19 protein-coding genes are annotated in these 21,676 nt (G+C 61.0%); 8 read left to right on the top strand and 11 right to left on the bottom strand.

What is annotated here, in order from left to right; translation table 11 throughout:
- Positions 1-80 precede the first annotated feature (80 nt).
- Entirely contained in the window at positions 81-926 is an 846-nt protein-coding gene (locus IPK70_10085; protein ID MBK8227508.1) for a hypothetical protein, read from the bottom strand.
- 102 nt (positions 927-1,028) lie between these two features.
- Positions 1,029-2,645 carry a PQQ-dependent sugar dehydrogenase gene (locus IPK70_10080; GenBank protein MBK8227507.1) on the bottom strand — a complete coding sequence of 539 codons (1,617 nt, stop codon included), beginning with the start codon at positions 2,643-2,645 and terminating at the stop codon, positions 1,029-1,031.
- Positions 2,646-2,749: 104 nt separating this feature from the next.
- Here IPK70_10080 and IPK70_10075 point away from each other — a divergent pair, with 104 nt between their 5' ends.
- The 4 genes from IPK70_10075 to IPK70_10060 all read left to right on the top strand — a co-directional run bounded on the left by IPK70_10075 (position 2,750) and on the right by IPK70_10060 (position 8,730).
- Positions 2,750-4,354, top strand: coding sequence for a peptide chain release factor 3 (locus tag IPK70_10075; protein ID MBK8227506.1), 1,605 nt, complete (start codon positions 2,750-2,752; stop codon positions 4,352-4,354).
- Between the two features lie 175 nt (positions 4,355-4,529).
- Positions 4,530-6,032: a redoxin domain-containing protein gene (locus IPK70_10070; protein MBK8227505.1), complete on the top strand. Its 1,503-nt coding sequence runs from the start codon at positions 4,530-4,532 to the stop codon at positions 6,030-6,032.
- A 107-nt stretch (positions 6,033-6,139) separates the two neighbouring features.
- The gene (locus tag IPK70_10065) at positions 6,140-6,721 is read left to right on the top strand and encodes a radical SAM protein (GenBank protein ID MBK8227504.1); all 582 of its coding nucleotides are present in this window, start codon (positions 6,140-6,142) and stop codon (positions 6,719-6,721) included.
- A gap of 41 nt (positions 6,722-6,762) precedes the next feature.
- Complete coding sequence (locus tag IPK70_10060; GenBank protein MBK8227503.1) at positions 6,763-8,730, top strand: OmpA family protein; 1,968 nt, start codon at positions 6,763-6,765, stop codon at positions 8,728-8,730.
- On the opposite strand, the gene IPK70_10055 is transcribed toward IPK70_10060, so the two are convergent.
- From IPK70_10055 to IPK70_10030, 6 genes are all read right to left on the bottom strand, one after another.
- Entirely contained in the window at positions 8,731-9,264 is a 534-nt protein-coding gene (locus IPK70_10055) for a hypothetical protein (GenBank protein ID MBK8227502.1), read from the bottom strand.
- A gap of 28 nt (positions 9,265-9,292) precedes the next feature.
- A complete protein-coding gene (locus tag IPK70_10050; protein MBK8227501.1) occupies positions 9,293-10,333 on the bottom strand; it encodes a hypothetical protein in 1,041 nt (346 codons plus the stop codon).
- Between the two features lie 63 nt (positions 10,334-10,396).
- Entirely contained in the window at positions 10,397-11,062 is a 666-nt protein-coding gene (locus tag IPK70_10045; protein MBK8227500.1) for a YggS family pyridoxal phosphate-dependent enzyme, read from the bottom strand.
- Between the two features lies 1 nt (position 11,063).
- On the bottom strand, positions 11,064-11,729 hold the full coding sequence (locus IPK70_10040; protein ID MBK8227499.1) for a DUF4159 domain-containing protein: 666 nt from the start codon (positions 11,727-11,729) through the stop codon (positions 11,064-11,066).
- A gap of 12 nt (positions 11,730-11,741) precedes the next feature.
- The gene (locus tag IPK70_10035; protein MBK8227498.1) at positions 11,742-12,446 is read right to left on the bottom strand and encodes a 16S rRNA (uracil(1498)-N(3))-methyltransferase; all 705 of its coding nucleotides are present in this window, start codon (positions 12,444-12,446) and stop codon (positions 11,742-11,744) included.
- Complete coding sequence (locus IPK70_10030; GenBank protein MBK8227497.1) at positions 12,443-13,783, bottom strand: hypothetical protein; 1,341 nt, start codon at positions 13,781-13,783, stop codon at positions 12,443-12,445. The genes IPK70_10035 and IPK70_10030 overlap by 4 nt, the downstream gene beginning before the upstream one ends.
- Positions 13,784-13,870: 87 nt before the next feature.
- On the opposite strand from IPK70_10030, the gene glmM reads away from it, so the two are divergent.
- The 3 genes from glmM (at position 13,871) to IPK70_10015 (ending at position 18,328) form a co-directional block, all read left to right on the top strand.
- Positions 13,871-15,268, top strand: coding sequence for a phosphoglucosamine mutase (gene glmM, locus IPK70_10025; protein MBK8227496.1), 1,398 nt, complete (start codon positions 13,871-13,873; stop codon positions 15,266-15,268).
- Between the two features lie 25 nt (positions 15,269-15,293).
- Complete coding sequence (locus tag IPK70_10020) at positions 15,294-16,445, top strand: cysteine desulfurase (GenBank protein ID MBK8227495.1); 1,152 nt, start codon at positions 15,294-15,296, stop codon at positions 16,443-16,445.
- A gap of 452 nt (positions 16,446-16,897) precedes the next feature.
- Positions 16,898-18,328, top strand: a complete 1,431-nt coding sequence (locus IPK70_10015; protein ID MBK8227494.1) for a site-specific integrase — start codon at positions 16,898-16,900, stop codon at positions 18,326-18,328.
- Between the two features lie 228 nt (positions 18,329-18,556).
- Here IPK70_10015 and IPK70_10010 read toward each other — a convergent pair whose 3' ends face one another.
- Entirely contained in the window at positions 18,557-19,165 is a 609-nt protein-coding gene (locus IPK70_10010; GenBank protein ID MBK8227493.1) for a hypothetical protein, read from the bottom strand.
- Between the two features lie 118 nt (positions 19,166-19,283).
- Between IPK70_10010 and IPK70_10005 the strand changes: the two genes are divergently transcribed.
- Complete coding sequence (locus IPK70_10005; protein MBK8227492.1) at positions 19,284-19,913, top strand: hypothetical protein; 630 nt, start codon at positions 19,284-19,286, stop codon at positions 19,911-19,913.
- Here the strand turns inward: IPK70_10005 and IPK70_10000 are convergent.
- The gene (locus tag IPK70_10000; GenBank protein MBK8227491.1) at positions 19,887-20,327 is read right to left on the bottom strand and encodes a DUF2958 domain-containing protein; all 441 of its coding nucleotides are present in this window, start codon (positions 20,325-20,327) and stop codon (positions 19,887-19,889) included. The genes IPK70_10005 and IPK70_10000 overlap by 27 nt on opposite strands.
- 108 nt (positions 20,328-20,435) lie before the next feature.
- Entirely contained in the window at positions 20,436-21,536 is a 1,101-nt protein-coding gene (locus tag IPK70_09995) for a hypothetical protein (GenBank protein MBK8227490.1), read from the bottom strand.
- Positions 21,537-21,676 lie beyond the last annotated feature (140 nt).

The following is a 21,676-nucleotide window of genomic DNA, read 5'->3' as shown; positions in this document are numbered from 1 at the left end:
CCGCTGACCACGGGCCATTGCCGCTCATTCACGATCATCCCGGGACGCATATCGGGTGAACCAAGGTCTGGCAGCAGGCCTCACTTGCGTGGCTCCTTCGGCGGGTTATTGAAGGGCCGCTTATCGGGATTCGGGTCCCGCAGGTCGATGTCGCGCTGGTAGCGCCATTGCCCTTTCTGCCAAGCGAACGCATCGAAGCTCATATCGGGGCCCATGAGCGCACCCCTGCCCTGCAGGTCTGCTCGGATGGGGGCCAGGTGATCGAGCACGATACGGCCCTGCTCTCGATCGTAGCGCAGCATCATGCTCGCATTGAACGCGTAGGAGAAGGCCTTGCGTTGCTCGCTGAGCTTCCCTTTGCCGAACAGCGGTGCACCGAAGCGCGGTCTGTTCCCCCGGAAGCTGAGCACCTCGATCACCTTGCGCGTCTCGGTGGCGCTGTGGCCCTTCCAGCCCAAGAGCGTGTACCAGGTCCGGCCGCCCTTCTTCACGGGGATGACCTCGTAGTACAGTGCCCCATACCAGCGGTCGGGGCTGAGTTCGGCCAGCTCCGGGTTGGCGATGCCGCTGGTCATATCGCGCAGTTCGTGGAGGGTGGTGAGCTTGCCCTTGCGCGCGAGCAGGAAGCCCTCGTAGCGGTGCGTGCCATCGGCCTGCGGCAAGTTCCAGGTGATCAGACGGAAGCCGCCATCGGGTGCGTCCACGCGGCTCAGGGGCAGATCGGCCAGATCCAGTTCCATCGCGCCGGGCGCATCGAGCAAGGCGCGCAATGCGTTCTTCAGCTTCACGCTCGCGGCTTCACGCTCTAGGTCAGCATTCGCCTCAGCCAGCGCCTTGGCTTGTGCAATGGCCTCAGCCTTAGCCCCCGGCTGTGCCGATGCCGAAGCGAGCATGACTGCCAGCAGGAAGGATATGGCGTGCCTCATGATGTCATGGCTTCCAACGCTGCGAAGGTCGCTCATGGTGCCTTCCATGAACGAACGAAGCCCTGGGAAAGGCCCCAGGGCTCCGCTAGGAACTGTTCTTGGTCAGTGCGCGATGGGCACCTGGCGATTCAGGATCACCCGGCCATCGGAAGCAATCAAGCGCACGGTGTAGAGGCCAGCGTTGAGCTTCTCGGTGTTGAGCAGAACGGGGCCGCTGGCAACGAATGCAGCTGAAAGGGCCACGCGGCCTTGCGCATCGAGCAAGTCGGCTACGGTGCCGGCAGCAGCCCCTTCGATCTGGATAGAGGCGTTCGCAGGCACGGGCTTGATGGTGATGCCGTTCGCATCGACCGCTGAAATTCCCGTTGTGGTCACGTCGATGGTGTTGGAGAAGATGAGGCAGCCGGTCTGCGTGGTGGCCAGCACACGGTAGCTGCCGTTCACGGTGGGCGAGTAGCTCTGGTCGGTGGCGCCGTTCACCAAGGTGGCGCCGAGGTACCATTGGTAACTGATGGCATCGGTGCTTGTGAGCGTGTTGCCGTCGAGGCCGATCACCGGCGCTGGGGCGGTGCATTGCTCCTTGATGCGATAGATGCGCCCGTTGCTGACGTTGGCTGCGAAGAGCTCGCCATCAAGGTTCTCAACTATTGCGGACCAGCCTGTGATGCCGCTGGCCAGCACTTGCGTGCGCACCCAGCCCCCGAATTCGTCGGGCGCGAGCGAATAGTACTGGCCGCCGCAGTAGTCGGTGTAGATGTGGCGTCCCGTCAGGCGCCAGTAGCCGGCGCCGCGATAGGTGCGTCCGCCGATGATGGAGCACCAGCCTTGCTGGCTCTGGGGATGGAAGGCGACGGGCGGCACATAGGCCGATGCGGGTTGGCAGCCGGAGGTGTTGTAAGCGCTGGTGGCCTCGTAGCAGCGCCATCCGAAGTTGGCCCCGCTGTAATCGGCGGCCGGCCAGAAGTCGAGCTCTTCCACGGCATTCTGGCCCACGTCGCCGATCCAAAGGTCGCCGGTCTCCGAGTCGAAGCCCCAGCGCCAGGGGTTGCGAAGGCCGCTGGCGAAGATCTCGGGCAGGGTATCGGTCGCCGTGGCGAACGGGTTGTCCGCAGGCACGGTCCATCCGGAGGCACCGCTCACATCGATGCGGATCATCTTGCCCAAAGGAGAGGTCATGGTCTGCGCATAATTCTGCGGATCGCCGCCGCTACCGCCATCGCCGAACCCGATGTAGAGCATGCCATCGGGGCCGAAGTCGATGTCGCCTCCGTTATGATTGGTGTAGGGCTGCGCAACGGTGTAGAGGATCTCCTCACTCGCGGGGTCGGCCACGTTGGGGTCGGCGCTCACGGTGAAGCGCGACACCCGGCTGGTACCATTGCCGGAGCCATTGATGTAGTACACATAGAATCGGCCATTATCAGCGTAGCCGGGGTCGAAGCAGAGCCCGAGCAGGCCCTGTTCGCCGCCGGTGCTGTTCACTTGCGTGGTGATGTTGAGGAAATCCGTGGGCAGGATGCTGCCATCGGGCTGCACGATGCGGATTCGGCCGCCGCGCTGCACGGCGAAGAGCCGCTCGTCGCCGCAATGCGCGATATCGACGATGCTGGTAAGTCCCGTTGCCATCTGCTCCAGCTGCAAGGTCACCGGGGTCTCCTGCGCACGTCCCACGAGCGCCAAGCCCAAGGCGATGGCGGGGGTGAGGGTCCTGATCTTCATTCCAATGGGTTTGCGGCTAAACTAGGGGAGGGGCCATCTTGTTCATGAGGCCCCTTCGACCAAGGGCCTACTTTTGCCGCCCTTTCACAGGAACCACGGCACGCATGGCTTTGCAGGACGAGATCGAACGGAGGCGCACCTTCGCCATCATCAGCCACCCGGACGCCGGCAAGACCACCCTGACGGAGAAGTTCCTGCTCTACGGAGGCGCGATCCAGACGGCAGGTGCGGTGAAGAGCAACAAGATCCGCCGCGGCGCTACCAGCGATTTCATGGAGATCGAGCGGCAGCGCGGCATCAGCGTGAGCACATCGGTGATGAGCTTCGGCTATGGCGGCAAGCTCATCAACCTGCTCGATACGCCCGGCCACCGGGATTTCGCGGAGGATACCTATCGCACGCTAACTGCGGTGGACAGCGTGGTGCTGGTGATCGATTGCGTGAAGGGCGTGGAGGCCCAGACTGAGCGTCTCATGGAAGTGTGCCGCATGCGCAGCACGCCCGTGATCGTCTTCATCAACAAGCTCGACCTTGAGGGCCGCGACCCCTTCGACCTGCTCGATGAACTGGAAGCGAAGCTCTCGATCAAGGTGCGCCCCATGAGCTGGCCCATCGGCATCGGCGCCACCTTCCAGGGCGTCTATGACCTGTACAGCCACGGCCTTCGCCTCTTCGATCCCGGCAAGACCAAGGTGGAGCAGAGCAGCACCCGCATCGATGGCGTGAACGACCCTCAGCTGGAGGCGCTCATCGGTGAAGACCCCGCTGCGGAGCTGAGGTCGAACATCGAGCTGATCGAGGGCGTGTACGAGCCGCTCAACGTCGATGCGTATCGCAAGGGACGCATCGCTCCGGTCTTCTTCGGCAGCGCCTTCAACAACTTCGGCGTGAAGGAGGTGCTCGACGCCTTCGTGGGCATTGCCCCCCCGCCGGGTCCGCGGCCCACAGACAAGGGCGAAGTGCGGCCCGAGGATCCCGTGTTCAGCGGCTTCGTATTCAAGATCCACGCGAACCTCGACCCCAACCACCGTGACCGCATCGCCTTCCTGCGCGTTTGCAGCGGCCGCTTCGAGCGCAACGCCTATTACACGCACGTGCGGCTCGGCAAGCAAGTGCGATTCGCCAATCCCACCAGCTTCCTCGCGGCGCAGAAGACCATCGTGGACGAAGCCTGGCCCGGCGATGTCATCGGGCTCTTCGACACCGGCAGCTTCAAGATCGGCGACACCCTCACCGATGGCGCTCGCTTCAACTTCCGGGGCATCCCCGCCTTCTCGCCCGAGCTCTTCCGCGAAGTGGTGAACCTGGACCCCATGAAGAGCAAGCAGCTCGACAAGGGCATCCGACAGCTCACCGACGAGGGCGTGGCTCAGCTCTATACCCAGCAGCCCGGCAACAAGAAGATCGTGGGCTGCGTTGGCGAGCTGCAGTTCGAGGTGATCGCTTACCGCTTGGAGCACGAGTACGGCGCCAAGTGCGCCTTCCAGCAGATTCCTGCGCACAAGGCCTGCTGGATGACCGCTACGGACGAGGCCGCCCTCGACCAGTTCATCCGCGTGAAGGCCCAGCAGATCGTGCAGGACAAGGATGGCAACCCGGTGTTCATCGCCCCCAGCGCGTACATGCTCGACCTCGAGCGCAGGAATAATCCGGCGATCACCTTCCACACCACGAGCGAGTTCAAGACGGAGGTGCAGGCAGGGAGCTGAAGGCTGGTCCAAGTGATGGTCGTGTCGCAGCCACTTGACCTTCATCCCAACTGCATTTGCAACCGTTAACGACCATGCGAGCGCCGCTCGGCGTTCAAGCGCGCGTCTCCGGCACAGTGATCGCCTGCGGCCCCCGCGCCTCCCGAATACATTTGCCGCGCAATCAACCTCACGCATGCAGCTCCGTTACGTGATCCTATCCGCAGCTGTCGCTGCCAGCATTGTTTCAACCAAGGCGCAAGACGGGACCAAGCGCACCATCGAGGCCCAGATCCAGGGCTTGGCCAAAGGCGATACGGTCTTTCTGGCCAACTACTACGGCAACAAGCTCTATTACAATGACACGGCTCTGGTGGATGCGAAGGCCAATGCCGTATTCAAGAAGGAGAAGGGCTATCCCGCCGGCGTGTATGCCGTGGTGGTGCCAGGGCCGAAGTATTTCGAGCTGGTGGTGAACGAGCCCGTGATCAAAGTGGTCACGCACCGGAACGATCTGCTCCCTGCGCTGCAGGTGAAGCAGAGCAAGGAGAATGAGCTCTTCATCAATTACATCCGCTTCCTCAACGAGCGCCGCATCGAGGGCGATGGCCATCGCGCCCAGCTCGAGTCCGCCAAGGACGAAGCCGCCCGTGCCGAGGTGAAGGAGCGCATGGCCGAACTGGACAAGCGCGTGAAGCAGTACCAGCGCGACCTGATCGCCAACAATCCGGGAACCCTTGCGGCCTCGCTGGTGAAGATGAGCATGACCGTTGAGCTGCCCGAGCCTCGCAAAGCGGATGGCAGCCTTGATAGCGCCGCCAGCTACTACCAGTACCGCGATCACTTCTGGGACAATTTCGACCTCACCGATCCGCGCATCGTGCGCGTGCCCGTGTTCGGCAACAAGTTCGAAGAGTACATCACCAAGGTCATCCCGCAGGTTCCTGATACCATCAAGCGCATGGCCGATGCGCTGGTCGCGAAGTGCGGTTCCACGAAGGAGACCTTCCAGTACGTGGTGCATACCCTCACGCACAAGTACGAGACCAGCGACATCATGGGCATGGACGCCGTATTCGTGCACATGGCGCTCACCTACTACTGCCCCAAGGACGGCAAGCCCGGCCGCGCCGATTGGATGGACGCGGAGAAGCTCGATAAGCTCTGCGAGCGCGCACGCAAGCAAGCGCCCTTGGTGCTCGGCCGCAAGGCGCCCTACCTCTGCCTCACGGACAGCACCGAGGAGAAGTGGATCAACTACTACGACCTGCCCAACGACTATGTGGTCATCATCTTCTGGGACCCGCATTGCGGCCATTGCAAGACCGAGATGCCCGAGATCCATAAGGTGTACACGGAGAAGCTCAAGGGCATGGGCATCGAGGTCTTCGCGGTCGCCAAGGCCACTGACGAAGGGCTCTTCAAGGATTGGAAGAAGTTCATCCGTGAGAAGAACCTTGATTGGATCAATGTGGGCCTCACCAAGAACATCTTCGAGGAGGCCAAGAAGGACCCGCGCAAGTTCATCCCCAAGCACACCACGCTCGAGAGCCTCAACTACGCGGATGCCTGGGACGTCTACAGCACGCCCAAGCTCTTCGTGGTGGATAAGGACCGCCGGATCGTGGGCAAGAGCCTCAGCGCCGAGCAGATCGCCGACCTGGTGACCCGGCTGCGCGAGCGGAAGGCGAAGCCGTGAGCATCGGCTCGCTTATCCACAGTCCGTCTTGTGGACTTCGTTCATGCCCGGGCCTCGCGCACCGCTGAGTCGGTTTCCTTTGCGGCATGTCGCAGCTCTTGCCCGTCATGGAAGCGTTCCACACCATTCAAGGTGAGGGTCTGTATTCGGGCCAGGCCGCGCACTTCATCAGGCTGGGCGGTTGCGATGTAGGATGCACCTGGTGCGATGTGAAGGAGAGCTGGGAAGCCGGAAGGCATCCGCTGAAGCAGGTCAGTGCATTGGTGGCCGAGGCCAACGGCCAACCGGCGCGCATCGCCGTGATCACTGGAGGCGAGCCGCTCATGCAGGATCTGGGGCCATTGACGGAAGCGCTCCGGGAAGCGGGCTTCCGCACGCACATCGAGACCAGCGGCGCGCACCCCTTCAGCGGCGAATGGCACCATGTGTGCCTCAGTCCGAAGAAATTCAAGCCGGCGCTCCCCGAGGCCTTCGAGCGCGCCGATGAACTCAAGGTGATCGTCTTCAACAAGCACGACCTGCAGTGGGCCGAAGAGCAAGCCGCGAAGGCACGACCGGATTGCATCCTCTTCCTCCAGCCCGAATGGGACAAGCGCGATGCGATGCTGCCATTGATCGTGGAGCATGTGAAGGCGCACCCGAGATGGAGGATCTCCTTGCAGGCGCACAAATACATGAACATCCCATGATGAAGTTGCAGGTTGGGGGTTGGTGGGTGAAGGTTGCTGCCATGCGATTGCCGTTGAGCCGCGCATTCCTTGTGATGGCCCTTTCTGCCGGTTGCGCGCTGCCTGCTGCTCACGCTCAACCCGGAGGCTATTCCACGCAGGACAAGAAGGCCATCAAGCTGTATGAGAGCGGCAGCGCATGCATGCAGCAACGCAGGATTGAATGCGCCAAGAGCGATTTCCTCAAGGCCGCGAATGCGGATGAGCGCTTCGTGGAACCGCGGATCATGCTCGCCGAGATCGCGGAGAGCGAAGGCCAGGACAGTGAGGCGATCACCCGGTACCGCGAGGTGATGAGCATCGCGCCGCGCTTCTTCCCGACTGCGCAATTGCACCTGGCCGACCTCGAATTCCGGAGCGGGCAGTATGCCGAAGCGGAGAAGAGCTACAAGGGCTACCTGGAAAAGGAACAGGAGCCGCAGCGCAAGGCCCGCGCGCGACTGGGCATCGAGAACTGTGCTTTCGCGGCACGCGCCATCCAACAACCGGTGCCCTTCGACCCGAAGAACCTCGGTCCTGCGATCAACAGCGGCGATCCCGAGTACTATCCCTGCATCACCGCCGATGATGGCACCTTGATCTTCACGCGCCGGGTGAAAGCACCGCAGATCCAGGTCTATGGCATGCAAGAGGATTTCTACATGAGCAAGCGCGGGCCTGATGGCGCATGGCAGGCGAGCAAGCCGATTTTAACGGTGAGCACCGCCGATCACAACGAAGGTGCCGGCACCCTGACGCCCGATGGCCGCTTCATCATCTTCACCAAGTGCGCCTTGGAGGATGGAAGCTACGGCGACAACCTGCGCGGACTCGGCAGCTGCGACCTCTTCATCAGCCAGCGCATCGGCGACCGATGGAGCCCGGCGCAGAACCTCGGCACCCCTGTGAACAGCGCCGCCTGGGAGAGCCAGCCCAGCATGGCCAGCGATGGGCGCACGCTCTACTTCGTTCGCGGCCGCCGAACGGGCAACGGCGTAAGCGATATGGACATCTGGACGAGCCGCATGAGCGACGATGGCTCCTGGACGAAGCCGGAGAAGCTCGGCCCCAATGTGAACACACCATGGCAGGAGGAGAGCGTGCAGATCCATCCCGATGGCCGCACCCTCTACTTCAGCAGCAATGGCCATCCCGGTTTCGGCGGGCTTGACATCTGCATGAGCCGCATGCAGGATGATGGAAGCTGGGGCAAGGCGCTCAACCTCGGCCACCCCATCAACACCGGTGCCGATGAGAACAGCCTGCTCGTGAGCGCCAAGGGTGACATCGCCTATTTCGCCAGTGACCGCCCCGGCGGCCTGGGCGACCTCGACCTCTACTGCTTCGAGCTGTATCCGGAGGCCCGCCCGCAGCCGGTCACCTACATCCGAGGGCAGGTCACGGACAGGATCAGCGGGAAGCCCTTGGAAGCGGATGTCGAGCTCTTCGACCTGAGCACAGGGGATCTGGCCACGGCGGCGTACAGCGATCCGAAGACCGGCGAGTTCCTCGTGTGCCTGCCCAGCGGGAAGAGCTATGCCCTCAATGCCGGTGCCGAGGGCTATCTCTTCTTCTCGGAGAATTACGATGTGGCGGCCGTCACGCCCAAGGAGCCGATCACGCTCAACGTGCCCATGAGCCCGCTCACGAGCGGCAGCGTGATCGCCCTGCGCAACATCTTCTTCAATTCAGCCAGCTTCGAATTGCTGCCCGCTTCCGACGCCGAACTGAAGAAGCTGGTGAAGCTGCTGAAGTCAAATGCATCCTTGCGCATCGAGCTCGGTGGCCATACTGACGATGTGGGCAACGATGCCGCGAACCAGAAGCTGAGCGAGCAGCGCGCGAATGCCGTCCGCGACTTCGTGGTGAATCAGGGCATCGAAGGCACGCGCATCACGGCCAAGGGCTATGGCGAATCGAAGCCGATCGCCAACAACGACACCGAGGAAGGTCGCGCCTTGAACAGGAGGACGGAGGTGACGGTGCTCTGATCAGGCTCCCAGCCGCTGATCCAATTCCTCCGCGATGCCTCGCAGCATCGAGGCCTTCATCGGTTCTGCCTCATCGATCAAGGCTTTCCGAACCTTGGCAGCGCCCAGCCGCGCAGCCTTCTCAGGCCAGATCTCCTGATTCTCGATCACGGTGAGGCACTCGAAGCAGTCCTGCGCGTCACCGGCCAAAGCCAAAGCGATGAATCGATCGAGGTGCTCGCGTGCATCAAGGCCCGCGCTCCAGAACGCAGCGAGGATGGTGCGTCGGATCGACGAGAACTCCGCCTCGTCAAGTGCGGCGATCAAGGTGGTCACCGCATCCGGGGTCTTCACCGTATGCAGAAGGGTGGTTATCCGCGCCTGAACAGCGGGAGCCGGGTTCCGGACAAGCGCTCGCAACAAGTGCGGGATGGCCCGCGCATCTCCTTGGTCCTCGATCCGCGTGAGCGCGGTGAGGACGGTGGCATCATCGGGGCTGAGCAGCGCGGCGAAGGCCAGGTCCATGCGCTGCTGCTTGCTGGCGCGTTGCGTCATGCTTGAAAGCGCTGGAGGATGAATGGACTCAGCGCGCGGAGGCAGAATCCTTCCCCCGTTTCATGGAAAGGAAGCTGCGGCGGCCGGGGCTGCGCTTGAATTTGTAGGATACCTCGAGGTTGAAGAAGCTGATGGTATCGAGCAGGCCCGGATTGCCGCGGCGGCTGGTGCCGATCCCGATCTCGCCGTCGGTTCCCTGTCCGGTCGGATCGCTTATGTACCGAGCCATCTGCTGCCTGTTCGGATCGCCTGGATAGGCCGCATCGATCTCAGCATGCGTGGCATAGCGGTCGCTCACATCATCGATGTGGTCGCTCATGAACATCACGTAACTGAATTCGAGGCCCACGCTCATCTGCTTGGTGGCCATGTACCGCACGCCTGCGCCGATGGGCATGGCTAAGTGCCAAGGCGAGAGCCGGTAGCGCTTGCCGCTCTCTCCGGTGCCGATTCCGCCTTCGGTCTGCCACTCGAAGAGGTCGGTCTCGTACTTTCCATCGCGCTCGATCACTTCCGCGTCAGGGTTGTCCATCGGGCCGTTGCGCACGGTACCATCGTCCCAGAAATAGTACCGGTTCTGCAGATCAGCATCGCCTCGGAAGAGATCGGCCTTCGGGCGCCCGTAGTACACGCCGAGTCCCAGGTGGAAATACATGAAGAAGCGCTGCTGGAAGAGCGGCTGGTAGGGCTCGCGGTAAGCATTCAGGACCACATGGCCGCTCAGGCCGAACAGGTCATTGCGGAAACCGATCCCGCGCTTGCGGTTGCGCAATTCGGAGTAATCAAGGCCCTTGATCGGATCGGCCTCCTCGTACCCCACTCGGAACCAGCTGACCCGGGCTTCCGTGTCGATGGCGCGGGTCACATACCGCCTCTTGTTGCTGATGAAATTGCGGAAGGTCACCGAAAGCCCGGGACGGGTGCTGTTCCATTGCACCTGGCCGTCGATGTTGCCGAGGTCACCGTAGTAGTTGGTGATGCCGGATGCGAGGCCCACTTCGATGTGGCGCTGCGCGAGCGCCGGCGTGAGCAGAACGAGCGGAAGGAACAGGGTAATGATCCGGTTCATGGTCAGGGCCTTGGGGTTCCGAAAGGTATGCCTTGAAGACGCGTGCCGGGCAACCGGTTGCTTTCAGGCGCGTTCGCCGAAGATCGCAGTGCCGATGCGCACCATGTTGCTCCCGGCCGCGAGTGCCTGTTCAAGGTCGCCGCTCATGCCCATGCTAAGCACGTTGAATTCGGCGCCGAGCAGGGATTTCAGCGCACGGTGCAAAGTGGCTAGGCCGTCGAATTCCTGCCTTATGAGACCGGCGTCCGTGGTATTGGTGGCCATGCCCATGAGTCCGCGCAGCCGAACCCCAGGCCATCGGCCATCGGCTTTCAGCCCAGCCAAGGCCCCGGCCTCAGAAGGGGATAGCCCGTGCTTGGTCTCCTCCTCGGCGATGTGGATCTGCAAGAGCACATCTGATTCCGTTCCAGAGGCCATGGCGCGCTTGTCGATCTCATCCAGCAAGGATGCACCATCCACTCCATGGATCAAGTGCGCGATCGGCACGATGTGCTTGGCGTTGCTGCGCTGAAGATGCCCGATGAAGTGCCAGCGGATATCAGCGGGAAGCTCTGGTTGTTTGGCCCGGAGCTCCTGTGTGTAATTCTCACCGAAGTCGCGGTGCCCGAGGTCGTAAAGCGCCTGGATCTCTTCAACTGACCGCTTCTTGCTCACCGCAACGAGGGTGACTCCAGCAGGAATCCCGCCTTTCACCCGCGCATAGCGCTCGGCCAAGCTGCTCCGGTCCATTTCAGTCGCCTTGCCCGCTGAAGGCATAGCGGACGATGTTGGCGCCCATGCGCAGGGCCTTGGTGCGCGTGGCTTCGCTGTCGCCGTGGACATCGGGATCCTCCCATCCGTCGCCGAGGTCGCATTCCGCATCGTAGAAGCACACCAGTCGGCCTTCCCAATAAAGGCCATAGCCGCGCGGCGGCTTGCCATCGTGCTCGTGGATCTTGGGGAGGCCTTGCGGGAAGTCATAGGCCTGGTGGTAGATGGGGTGCGAGAAAGGCAGTTCAATCAACTCGCTCTCGGGGAAGATCCGCGCCAGCATGGGCCGCACGTAGGGGTCCATGCCGTAGTTGTCGCTGATGTGCAGGAAACCGCCGCCGATCAGGTAGGCGCGAAGGTTCTCCGCGTCCTTGGCTGAGACGGTCACATTGCCGTGGCCGGTCATGTGAACGAGCGGATGGTTGAAGAGCTCGGCGCTCCCCGCTTCCACCACGGGCACATCGGGGTTGATGCCCATGCCGAGTTGCGCGTTGCAGAACTTCACGAGGTTGGGCACCGCTGACGGGTTCGCGTACCAGTCGCCGCCGCCAGCGTATTTGAGCACCGCCAACTTGTAAGTGCCTTGGGCCATCGTGCAGGGAGCGAGAAGCAACGAGAGAAGCAGCGGGAGAAGATGGCGCGTCATCGGGGTGCGAAGTTATCCCGACTGACTAAGGCTCATCCACGTGCAGGCTGCGAGGGCAGCGGTTTCGGTGCGCAGCCTGGCCTGGCCGAGGGTCACGGAGACGAAGCCGTTCACCAGGAGCATCTCCGTTTCAGCGGGTGCGAAATCACCTTCAGGCCCGATCAGCACAACGGCATCGGCAGCCGGGTCATAAGCGTCAGCGAACGGGATGCTCAGGTGATCGAGATGGCCGAAGTACCGCTGAGCGGGGAGCTGGTCAGCGATGAGGTCAGAGAGCGGTGATAGCGGGTCGATCTGCGGCAGCCAGGTGCGCTGGCTCTGCTTCAGCGCGCTGATTGCCACGCGCTCCATGCGATCCACGCGCGCGCGGCCACGCTCGGTCCGGGCTGTGGCCAAAGGGGTGATGCGGTCAACCCCGACCTCCACCGCCTTCTCAATGAGCCACTCGAAGCGGTCTGCTTGCTTGGTATGCGCTACGGCCAGGTGGATCCGGGCATTGCGCTCCGCCGGTTGATCAACGGATTCAAGCACCATGGCCACGCATCGTTTGCGTGAGACATCAACCAGCTCAGCCTCGGCCCGGGTGCCACGGCCATTGAGCAGGCCGATGCGCTGACCCACCATGAGCCGCAGCACCTGCGTGGCATGATGAGCCTCTTCCTCTGGCAGGTTCACCAGGCCGCTCTCCATATCAGGGCAGAAGAAGAGATGCATCATGCTGTCCGTGTGATCCGGCGAGCGCCGAAGTAAGCGAGCACCAGGGCAAGGCAGAACAGGAAGGCGCCCATGGTGGGAGAGAAGCCTGCCTGCACCGGCCAGCCAGCGCCGTAGAATGCACGCTCGCGGACCAAGGGCAGCACCATGCTCACCAGCGGATCCTTCATGCCAGTGGGCAGTCCATGGCCGGTGGTCAGCTTGGCGGCCACGGCGCACATGAGCCCAGCGCTGCCCAAAGCGATCGCGGCCCGCGAATGCCAAGGGCGCATGGCAAGTGCAGGCATGGCCCGCACCAGCAGGAGCACGGGCACCGGTGTGAGGTACCGTGGACCGTAGGCCCAGCCTCCCCACCAGGTGGCATGGGTGAAGAAGACAAGCACCAGCGCTGCGGTCGGCAGCAAGAAGGGATCCGTCAGCATGGCGCGCTGGGTCAGGCGCGCACGCTCTGCGATCGCAAGGAGAATCAGGCTGATCAGCGCGGGTGCATAGAAGAGCAATCCGCGGTACGCGCTGACCGTGAGGCCGAGGAAGGCTTCCGGTTGCCAGGTGCCGAAGCCATATCCTTCGCGCATCACGCCGTAGTTCACCGCATGCGCGCTGGGGAAGGTGAGCGGTGATCCCGTCACGGCGAAGTTGTTCGCCATGGTGAAGGCGGCACCGGGTAAGAGGCCGGTCACGAAGGGCCTCAGCGCACGTCGATGGCTGAATGCCAGCTGCGCCAACCATGCGGCCAGAACGAAGAGCAAGGCTGCATCGCACGCTACCCCAAGGCCGGCGAGGATACCAGCGCGCATGTGCTTTCCCGCACGAATGCCGAGGGCCGCGAGCAGAGCGAAGAGCGCAGCCGGCAAGTGGTTGAAGAAGGTGCCGCTGTACACGAAGAGGAATGAGCCCAGCAATGGCACGATGGCCAGGAGCCAGGGCGCTTCGGGCCTGATGCGCCGCAGCTCAACGAATGCGATCAAGAGGATGAGCGCCATAGGCACGCTGCCGAACAGGAATCCGCCCAGCATCAGGATGCGGGCATCCACCGGGTCTTCGTGCAGGTCCACCAGCCCGATGACGCGCGCGCATTTCCACAACCCGGCAACGATGAAGGTGGGCAAGGGCGCCTTATCGCTGAAGTAGCGGTCACCGGTGATGGCCTTATCACCCGTGAGCATATGATGCGCGGTGATCTCCAAGGTGCCCTCCTCCACCAGTGCTCGAACCGCCAAGGCGCGGCTAACGGTGTTGTCGTCGGGTGCGGCCTCGATGTGCCATGAGCAGATGGCGAGCAGGATCGCGAAGAACAGCAGGCGCGCGATCACGGGCGAAGCAGCGAATGGCGTGGTCATGATGACGGCGAAAGGAACGAGATCGCGCGAAAGCGCTGGCCGTGCGCTCCGCACAGCCGAATAGCTTTGCCGCGATCATTGCTTGCCATGACGCTCATACGCTCCATCTCGGGCATCCGCGGCACCATTGGTGGTGCGCCTGGCGAAGGCCTCACACCGCTCGATGTCACGCGCTACACCGCAGCCTTCGCATCGCTCATGCGGCGGCGCTCCGATCACCTGGGCAGGCCCGCTATCGTCTTGGGCCGCGATGCGCGCATCAGCGGCCCCATGGTGGCCGATCTGGTGCGCGGCACGCTAATGGGCCTGGGCATCGACGTGATCGACCTTGGCATGGCCACAACGCCCACGGTGGAGATGGCGGTCCCGGGTGAAGGCGCCATCGGCGGCATCATCCTCACCGCGAGCCACAACCCTGCGCAATGGAATGCGCTGAAACTGCTCAACGCCAAAGGGGAGTTCATCAGCGCATCCGATGGCGCCGACGTGCTGCGGATCGGCGAGCGTGATGAATGGCAGGCGGCCGAGGTGAATGAGCTCGGCACCGTGCGCCATGATGACTCGTGGACGCAGAAGCACATCGATGCGATCCTCGCCCTCGACCTCGTGGATCGCCGGGCCATCGCCGCGCGGCGCTACACCGTGGTGCTCGATGCGGTGAACAGCATAGGTGGCATCGCGGTTCCGCTCTTGCTCGAGCAACTGGGCGTCCGGGTGGTGAAGATCCATTGCGAGCCGAACGGCCGTTTCCCGCACAACCCCGAGCCGTTGCCCGAGCACCTGGTTGACTTGTGCGAAGCCGTGCGCGCGAACAAGGCGCATCTCGGCATCGCGGTCGATCCGGATGTTGATCGCCTCGCACTGGTCTGCAACGATGGCTCGCTCTTCGGTGAGGAATACACCCTGGTGGCTTGTGCGGACCACGTGCTCGCGCACCGGCCCGGCCCGACCGTGAGCAACCTGAGCAGCACGCGCGCGCTCGACGATGTGGCCGGGCGCCACGGACGCAAGCGACACGCCAGCGCGGTAGGAGAGGTGAATGTGGTGGAGACGATGCGCGCCACGGGCGCGGCGATCGGCGGTGAGGGCAATGGCGGCGTGATCCTGAGCGAGCTGCACCATGGCCGCGATGCGCTGGTGGGCATCGCGCTCTTCCTCACGCTCATGGCCCGAAGCGGAGCGAGCAGCGTGGATCTCAGGCGCAGCTACCCCGATTACTTCATCAGCAAGAACAAGATCGAGCTGAAGCCCGGCATGGATGTGCAGGGCCTCATCGACGCCATGGCCGCGCGCTATGCCGAGCAGCCGCACAGCACCATCGACGGGCTGCGCATCGAGTTCGGCGCGACCTGGGTGCACCTGCGCCGCAGCAATACCGAGCCCATCATCCGCATCTACGCCGAAGCGCGCAGCCCTGAGGAGGCCGATACGCTTGCCGCGAGGCTAATCGGGGAGCTGAAGGAGCTCGCCGGCATCCCGGCATGACCGCTTCCAACGACCTTTGCCCGAGATGAACCGGATCTACCTCGACAACGCCGCCACCACGCCGCTCGCACCGGAGGTCTTCGACGCCATGGTGCCTTACCTGAAGGAGCATTTCGGCAATCCTTCAGCGATACACGCCTACGGCCGCACCACGCGCGCCGCTGTTGAGAAGGCCCGGCGCAGCGTGGCCAAGCTCCTCAATTGCAGTCCCGGCGAGATCATCTTCACTGGAGGCGGCACCGAGGCCGACAACATGGTGCTCTTCGGTGCCGTGCGCGACCTCGGCGTCAAGCACATCATCACCAGCCCCATCGAGCACCATGCAGTGGAGCTCACCGCGCATGCCATCGGGCAGGCGGGAGGCGCGCAGGTGCATTGGGTGCGTTTGCACGATGATGGCCGGCCCGACTCGGCCCACCTCGAGGAACTCCTTGCTGCCACCCAAGGACAGGGCGCGCTGGTCTCGCTGATGCACGCCAACAATGAGATCGGGACACGGATCGATCTGATGGCCGTCGGGACGCTTTGCCGGCGCTACGGAGCGCTCTTCCACAGCGACACGGTGCAGACCATGGGGCACTACAGATTCGACCTGAATGCACTGCCCGTCGATTTCATCACCTGCGCGGCGCACAAGTTCCACGGCCCGAAAGGCACGGGCTTCCTGTACATGCGCAGCGGTGCCGGGCTGAAACCCATGATCCTCGGTGGCGCGCAGGAGCGCAACATGCGCGCGGGCACGGAGAACATCGCAGGCATCGTGGGCCTTGCGCGCGCCATGGAACTGGCTTACGAGGATCTCGAAGGGCACCATGCGCACGTGCAAGCCCTGAAGGACCGCATGAAGCGCGAGCTCAAAGCGGCGATTCCTGGCGTGGGCTTCAATGGAGACACCAGTGCCGATGCCCTGTACACCGTGCTGAGCGTGCGCTTTCCCGATGACGGCCGCAGTGAGATGCTCCTGTACAACCTCGACATCGAGGGCGTGGCATGCAGCGGTGGAAGCGCTTGCAGCAGCGGCAGCAACAAGGGCAGCCATGTGCTCGCTGCGCTCTACCCCGAGCGGCCCGGCGCCAACATCCGCTTCTCATTCAGCCGCTACACCACCGAAGCGGAGGTCGATCAGGCCGTTCAGGTGCTCAAGCGCGTGTTCCAGCTGGAAGTGGTGAAAGGCTAAGGTCGGCTAGCACTTGAACTTCGCATTCCCGGATCGCTTGCGCGATCTGGTTCTTCATTCTTCGGCCAGCGCTCGAGCGTTGCTCGGTTAAGATGTCGGGATTGGCCTCCTTCGTCGGCCTTTCCCGTTGAGGGAAGCTTCAACGCCTCCCCCGGATCGCTTGCGCGATCTGGTTCTTCATTCTTCGGCCAGCGCTCGAGCGTTGCTCGGCTTGGCCTTGAATGAAGAACCCGGCTGCTTTCGCAGCCGGGCTGTTGCGTTGGCGGAGAGGGAGGGATTCGAACCCCCGGTACCCGTGAAGGCACATCTGTTTTCGAGGCAGATAAATGCGGTCTCCGATTCTTGCTCGGACGCCCGCCAATGCTAATGAAACCTCTATTTATCAACACCTGTAGGGCAACGGCCTAAGCGGGGGTTCCAGGCACTAATTTTGACACCGGTTTGACACCGCCATGCTTCCAGTCAATTTCTCCATCCAGCTTTACCGAGGCAAGACCCTCGGGGACGGCACGCATCCTATCGTGGCCATGACCTCGGTTGCCGGGGTGGTCAAGCGCATCAGCTTGCCGCGCCTGCGGGTGGGCGATCCGCCTCCTGCGGTGACATCTGCACAGTGGGACTCTGAGGACAGACGCGTTACCCGCGCCCACAAGGATCGTGCGCGCATCAATGAGATCATCACTCACTTTGAAAGTCGCGGGCGTGAGATCATTGGCCGCATGCTTGCCCTTGGCCAAGCCTTCGATCATGAGCGCTTCAAGGGCGAGTTGCTGCTCAGCGACGACCAGCGAAAGGCACATGAACAGTCCAGGACAGATGTCTTTGCGATGTTCAACACCATCATCAATGAGATGGAGAAGGATGGGCGTGTTGGTACGGCAAGCGCCTATCGCGACGCCATGAGCGCTCTCCGACTGTTTCAATGCAAGGGAGACAAGGCCAAGGCGTCGAAGGCCAAGACACGAATGCCGTACTCGGACGTGTCATCGATCGCGGGGGTGAAAGCCTGGGCCAGCTTTATGATCGAACGCGGCAACAGTGAAGCATCGGCTGGGATGCGTCTGCGCCAGTTGCGAGCGGTGCTCTATCGCGCACGGGCGGAACGCATCATCAGCTTTGATGACATCCCGTTCAAGAATGTATGGAACCCTGGGGGCCTCAAAGTGTCCAACTACCAAGGCGACCTCGCACCACAGCCGCTTATCGAAGCAGAAACCGCCAAGTTGCTCAACGCAAAGCCTGAAGAGCCGCGTTCGGCTTGGGCGGTAGATGTGTACCGCTTGCTGATCGCGATGTGCGGCCCGAACATGGCCGACATCGCCGCACTGACCAAGGACAATGTGCGCGCGGGCCGTATCCACTATCGGCGTATGAAGTCACGGCGCACACAACAGGAAGCCATCGAGGTGAGCCTGAACATCACACCGGCGATTACAGAAATCTTTGAGCGCTACAAGGGAGAGGGGCAATACCTGCTACCCATACTTGGGCCGCAGTATCGTACACCAAAGCAGCGCAAGTATGCGCTCCAACAAGCGATCCGGATGATCAACGACCGGCTGGTTAAATTGGCACAAGAGCTTGGCATCGACAGCCATGTCACGACCAAGACAGCGCGCACCACGGCTGCTACGATGCTGAAGAACCTTGGCGTTGCGCCGGATGTGATCAACGAACTTCAAGGACGTGCCAATGCGGGGATGCTGAAGCACTACGCTCCCGCTCACCGTTATCGCGTGCTCGACGATGCACAAGCCAAACTATGGGCGCTAGCGACCAACGAACCTACCGACAAGCGCAAGCCGCAACGGGCGCGTGTGTCACTTCCCGATGCACCTGCCTTCCGCCCTATGGAGGTCAGCGAAGGATCAGAGGTGCTCTAACGTGTGCCTATCGACTGCTGTCACTCCACAGCGCTGACGGCGTGCTGTTGGCCGCGCGGGGATAAACGCACGACGTGAGCGCTGGCATTTGCAGCGATCACGTGGTGCGTGCGCGGGTCGTTGCTGACCGATTGACAAGGTAGGGAAGTGTAGCCCCTGGCGTAACGACCGACCGCGGAAAGAGGTGAGCAACGACCTTCGGCTCTTCGTGCGTGGGATGAGCGAACCTTACTCCTTGTCCGGCTCGATGGCGTCCTTGCTCACATTCCGTTGCCCGCGTTCATCCACCGCCTTCACTGGCCTGTCCCTGTAGCGCATCTGGTACGCGCGCTGCTGTGACTGATCCAGTGGACTTCCCGCGTCGCGCTCTTCAGTCGCTTCCATCACCGGTTCAAGTTCCGGTGCATCCTTGTAGCGTTGACGATAGGCGTAGCGCTGAGACTCATCCAAGGTCTTTCGATCGCCTTGTTCCAAGACAGGTTCCTCTCGTCCGGCGCTCCTGCTTTGCTCGCGTTCTTGCGAAGCGAAGGCTTGCGACCGATCGATGTCCTTGCGGTCCTCCGGCTGTTGCTCGCCGTAGAGCACCTTGTCAACCGAACGCTGACTGCGCTCGCGACCCGTAAGAGGCACGGCATTCATCTCGCGCGCGACTTTCTCCAGCATGTCTTTCTTGACGTCCGCGATCTTCTTTTCGATCTCGACCTTCTGTTCGGCGCGCGTCAGTGTGATAACAGGTCCACCGGCTGGTTTAAGCTCCGGGCCCTTATCGGCGGGGAGGTTGTCTCGCTGCCACTCCAGGAACGCGATCTTCTCACGCGCAGCGGCCACATGCTCCATGATCGCCAGTTCCTCTGGCGAAAGTTCCTCCCGATCCATTGCTTTTTGCTTGATCTGAGAGCGAAGTTATGCTATCCTAAGCCGCACCTCATCCATCCGGCCGATCAAGGGGGCGCGCATGACCCACACACCGACAGATGCAGTCTTAACCCGTAACCAGAAACGGGAGGAGGCCGCGATCGCTCTCGGCCGTTCGCTCACCATCGGCTGGTCGGACATCATGGCCTATGCTTCCGTCTATCCCCAGCATGAGCGCCGCGCCCTTGCTGAAATCGTCTGGTTGCTGGGCTACCTGCCTCAGCAGAACATCATCATCCCGCACGAGGTCTTTATCCGCACACTGATCGAACAGCGTGATACCGGCATGATCACCGAGGACGAGTTTGTGGGTGGTGTTCTCACGCATGTCACCCATATCCGCAACGATGACATGAACAAGCATGGGTGGTCGAATATTTGCAACCCAACCAAGGAAGAGTATCGCCGCTACAGCAACACTCTCACCGACTACAAGAACCGCGTCTCGGACAAGGTCGAGAAGTTCTTTGGCGAAGTGCCCGATCTGGTCTACTCCCTAGAACCGGAGATGATGCTGCGTGAGATCATGCACAAGTATGCCCTGGTGAATGTCCCCGAACTCACGTCGTTCGACTACCGCACCTTCACCATCATCGCCTACCGCAAAGCCTACCTCACCAGCGGCGCGGAGGCTGCCAACCACTCACCCCCGATTAGAGCGAGGCGGTAAGCGAGATCTTACCCAGCTACGTGCCCGCTCATTCTTAATCTCGGCAGGAAGCTCGCCCCTATTGTCCAAAGCCTCAAGAGCATTAACGAATTCATCTGAATCCTCATCAGTAGAACCCGGCCTCGACATACCAATCTCTTTCGCAACTAGAGAATATACGGACAACGGCTGAAGAGCATAGAAGTGGTAGTCATTGGTAACCTCATGTCCATTCTCCTCAGCCTTATCAAGCAGCCTTTGAACGTCAAAGTTGTGAGGTTTTCTGCGGCGATTTGATATTCCGTGGCATATTCTAAGTCTGCACGGATCTAGGTAATTAATAAGATATGTCAGGCCAATACTTGGAATCTCCAACTTTACGACAGGTGGATCATCCTCTTCCACATTGACGTCCTTGCCTATGAGCTTATCCATTTGTAATCCGGTAAAGAAATGTCCAACGTGCATACTGATTCTCCTGTGCTCATCTCTAAATATAACATAATCTATAAAGTCATTCCTGTCAATACAAATCTACCAATTTCACTCATTCTCCGAAAACTTCATTCTCTCCAAGCTGTTATATGCATCTAATCTAGCAGTCAACCCTTTCAACCGTGCTTGCACCACACCGAGAGTCGTCTCGTGATATTCGTACTTTAGTCCATCGCTAGCAGTAGTAATCCAACCCGTTCTATTGAATCCACATCTCTTCAGGAGTCGAATGCCCTCGATTGACCCAGGTATGGCGCAAATAACAAGATTGGGACTCAGTACCGCGAGACTGTTAATCATCTTAGTGAAAACCGAAGCCAGCCCTGGTAGGGCCCCTCTAATCGTGCAAACTAGGCTCTCAACATAGATGTATTTCGCCTGCTCCCTTTCCTCCAGCGAATGAATATCATCGGCGGCAATAGAATCGCCGTCAAACTTCCCGCTTTTGAGCAGCGCGTAGCATCCAGGCTTCAAGGGTAACAAGCATACATGACCCCATAGCCCATAGTCGTCGATGTAGACATAGAATGTATTGGGATTCTTATTGAGCCATGGTTTCTTAATTTCAAAGCCATTTATTGGACAAGGCATAACCCTGCGCGAGAGCTTCTCAATGTCCTTCAATTCTTCAATGGAAGCAGTTCTTATAATATTCTCTTCCCATTTCTGATGAGCCAAAATAGTGTGCCGCCCACTTGCACCAACTCTAATGCGCTCATAATGCAGTCGAATTATCGTCCTGTTTGCCAGAGCCAAGACTTTCTGAGAGAACATTTCGCTCGGCTTAACACCTTCACGATCTTCTAAACTTGCCATTGTGGCCCCCGAATCCTTCTCATACTTCGCTCTAAACTCAACCCAACATTGCAATCCATCGATCAACGTTAATTCTTTAACAATGCAATCAAGAATATAAGTTGTGAACGAATAATCAGTACTCCTAAGAAATGCATACACTCTCTCGCCGATTGTGTGCGCTTCTTTATTGTATCCTGGACCACCGTCCCTAAACTTGAGTGCGCTCTGACCGTTGGGACAAGCACGCTTGAAACAGAAATCAGCGATTTGAAAGCGGCTTGGCTCATCCCCCATCTGTACAACCTCGTACGCAAGCATGCGCTTCAGTAGCGCTATGAGGTAGGGGTTCACCCAACGTTTCGGTTCTCTACCCATCGTTCTTGTGGGTTGGAGGTCTGGTGAGATGGTATGTCAGCGGAGGGCACTTCAAAGGTGCAAAGGTTTGCACATACCCCGCCATCTTGCTTTGGCCTCGCTGAGCAATGAAGCCC

The sequence above is a fragment of the Flavobacteriales bacterium genome (assembly GCA_016712535.1).
Classification (GTDB): Bacteria; Bacteroidota; Bacteroidia; order Flavobacteriales_F; family PHOS-HE28; genus PHOS-HE28.
This window is presented reverse-complemented; position numbering and strand designations above follow the sequence as displayed.

Excerpts from the sequence above, each read along its gene's own strand:
- IPK70_10085 (MBK8227508.1), bottom strand. The coding sequence starts at position 926 with ATGAGGCACGCCATATCCTTCCTGCTGGCAGTCATGCTCGCTTCGGCA.
- IPK70_10080 (MBK8227507.1), bottom strand. The coding sequence starts at position 2,645 with ATGAAGATCAGGACCCTCACCCCCGCCATCGCCTTGGGCTTGGCGCTC.
- IPK70_10075 (MBK8227506.1), top strand. The coding sequence starts at position 2,750 with ATGGCTTTGCAGGACGAGATCGAACGGAGGCGCACCTTCGCCATCATC.
- IPK70_10070 (MBK8227505.1), top strand. The coding sequence starts at position 4,530 with ATGCAGCTCCGTTACGTGATCCTATCCGCAGCTGTCGCTGCCAGCATT.
- IPK70_10065 (MBK8227504.1), top strand. The coding sequence starts at position 6,140 with ATGGAAGCGTTCCACACCATTCAAGGTGAGGGTCTGTATTCGGGCCAG.
- IPK70_10060 (MBK8227503.1), top strand. The coding sequence starts at position 6,763 with ATGCGATTGCCGTTGAGCCGCGCATTCCTTGTGATGGCCCTTTCTGCC.
- IPK70_10055 (MBK8227502.1), bottom strand. The coding sequence starts at position 9,264 with ATGACGCAACGCGCCAGCAAGCAGCAGCGCATGGACCTGGCCTTCGCC.
- IPK70_10050 (MBK8227501.1), bottom strand. The coding sequence starts at position 10,333 with ATGAACCGGATCATTACCCTGTTCCTTCCGCTCGTTCTGCTCACGCCG.
- IPK70_10045 (MBK8227500.1), bottom strand. The coding sequence starts at position 11,062 with ATGGACCGGAGCAGCTTGGCCGAGCGCTATGCGCGGGTGAAAGGCGGG.
- IPK70_10040 (MBK8227499.1), bottom strand. The coding sequence starts at position 11,729 with ATGACGCGCCATCTTCTCCCGCTGCTTCTCTCGTTGCTTCTCGCTCCC.
- IPK70_10035 (MBK8227498.1), bottom strand. The coding sequence starts at position 12,446 with ATGATGCATCTCTTCTTCTGCCCTGATATGGAGAGCGGCCTGGTGAAC.
- IPK70_10030 (MBK8227497.1), bottom strand. The coding sequence starts at position 13,783 with ATGACCACGCCATTCGCTGCTTCGCCCGTGATCGCGCGCCTGCTGTTC.
- glmM (MBK8227496.1), top strand. The coding sequence starts at position 13,871 with ATGACGCTCATACGCTCCATCTCGGGCATCCGCGGCACCATTGGTGGT.
- IPK70_10020 (MBK8227495.1), top strand. The coding sequence starts at position 15,294 with ATGAACCGGATCTACCTCGACAACGCCGCCACCACGCCGCTCGCACCG.
- IPK70_10015 (MBK8227494.1), top strand. The coding sequence starts at position 16,898 with ATGCTTCCAGTCAATTTCTCCATCCAGCTTTACCGAGGCAAGACCCTC.
- IPK70_10010 (MBK8227493.1), bottom strand. The coding sequence starts at position 19,165 with ATGGAGCATGTGGCCGCTGCGCGTGAGAAGATCGCGTTCCTGGAGTGG.
- IPK70_10005 (MBK8227492.1), top strand. The coding sequence starts at position 19,284 with ATGACCCACACACCGACAGATGCAGTCTTAACCCGTAACCAGAAACGG.
- IPK70_10000 (MBK8227491.1), bottom strand. The coding sequence starts at position 20,327 with ATGGATAAGCTCATAGGCAAGGACGTCAATGTGGAAGAGGATGATCCA.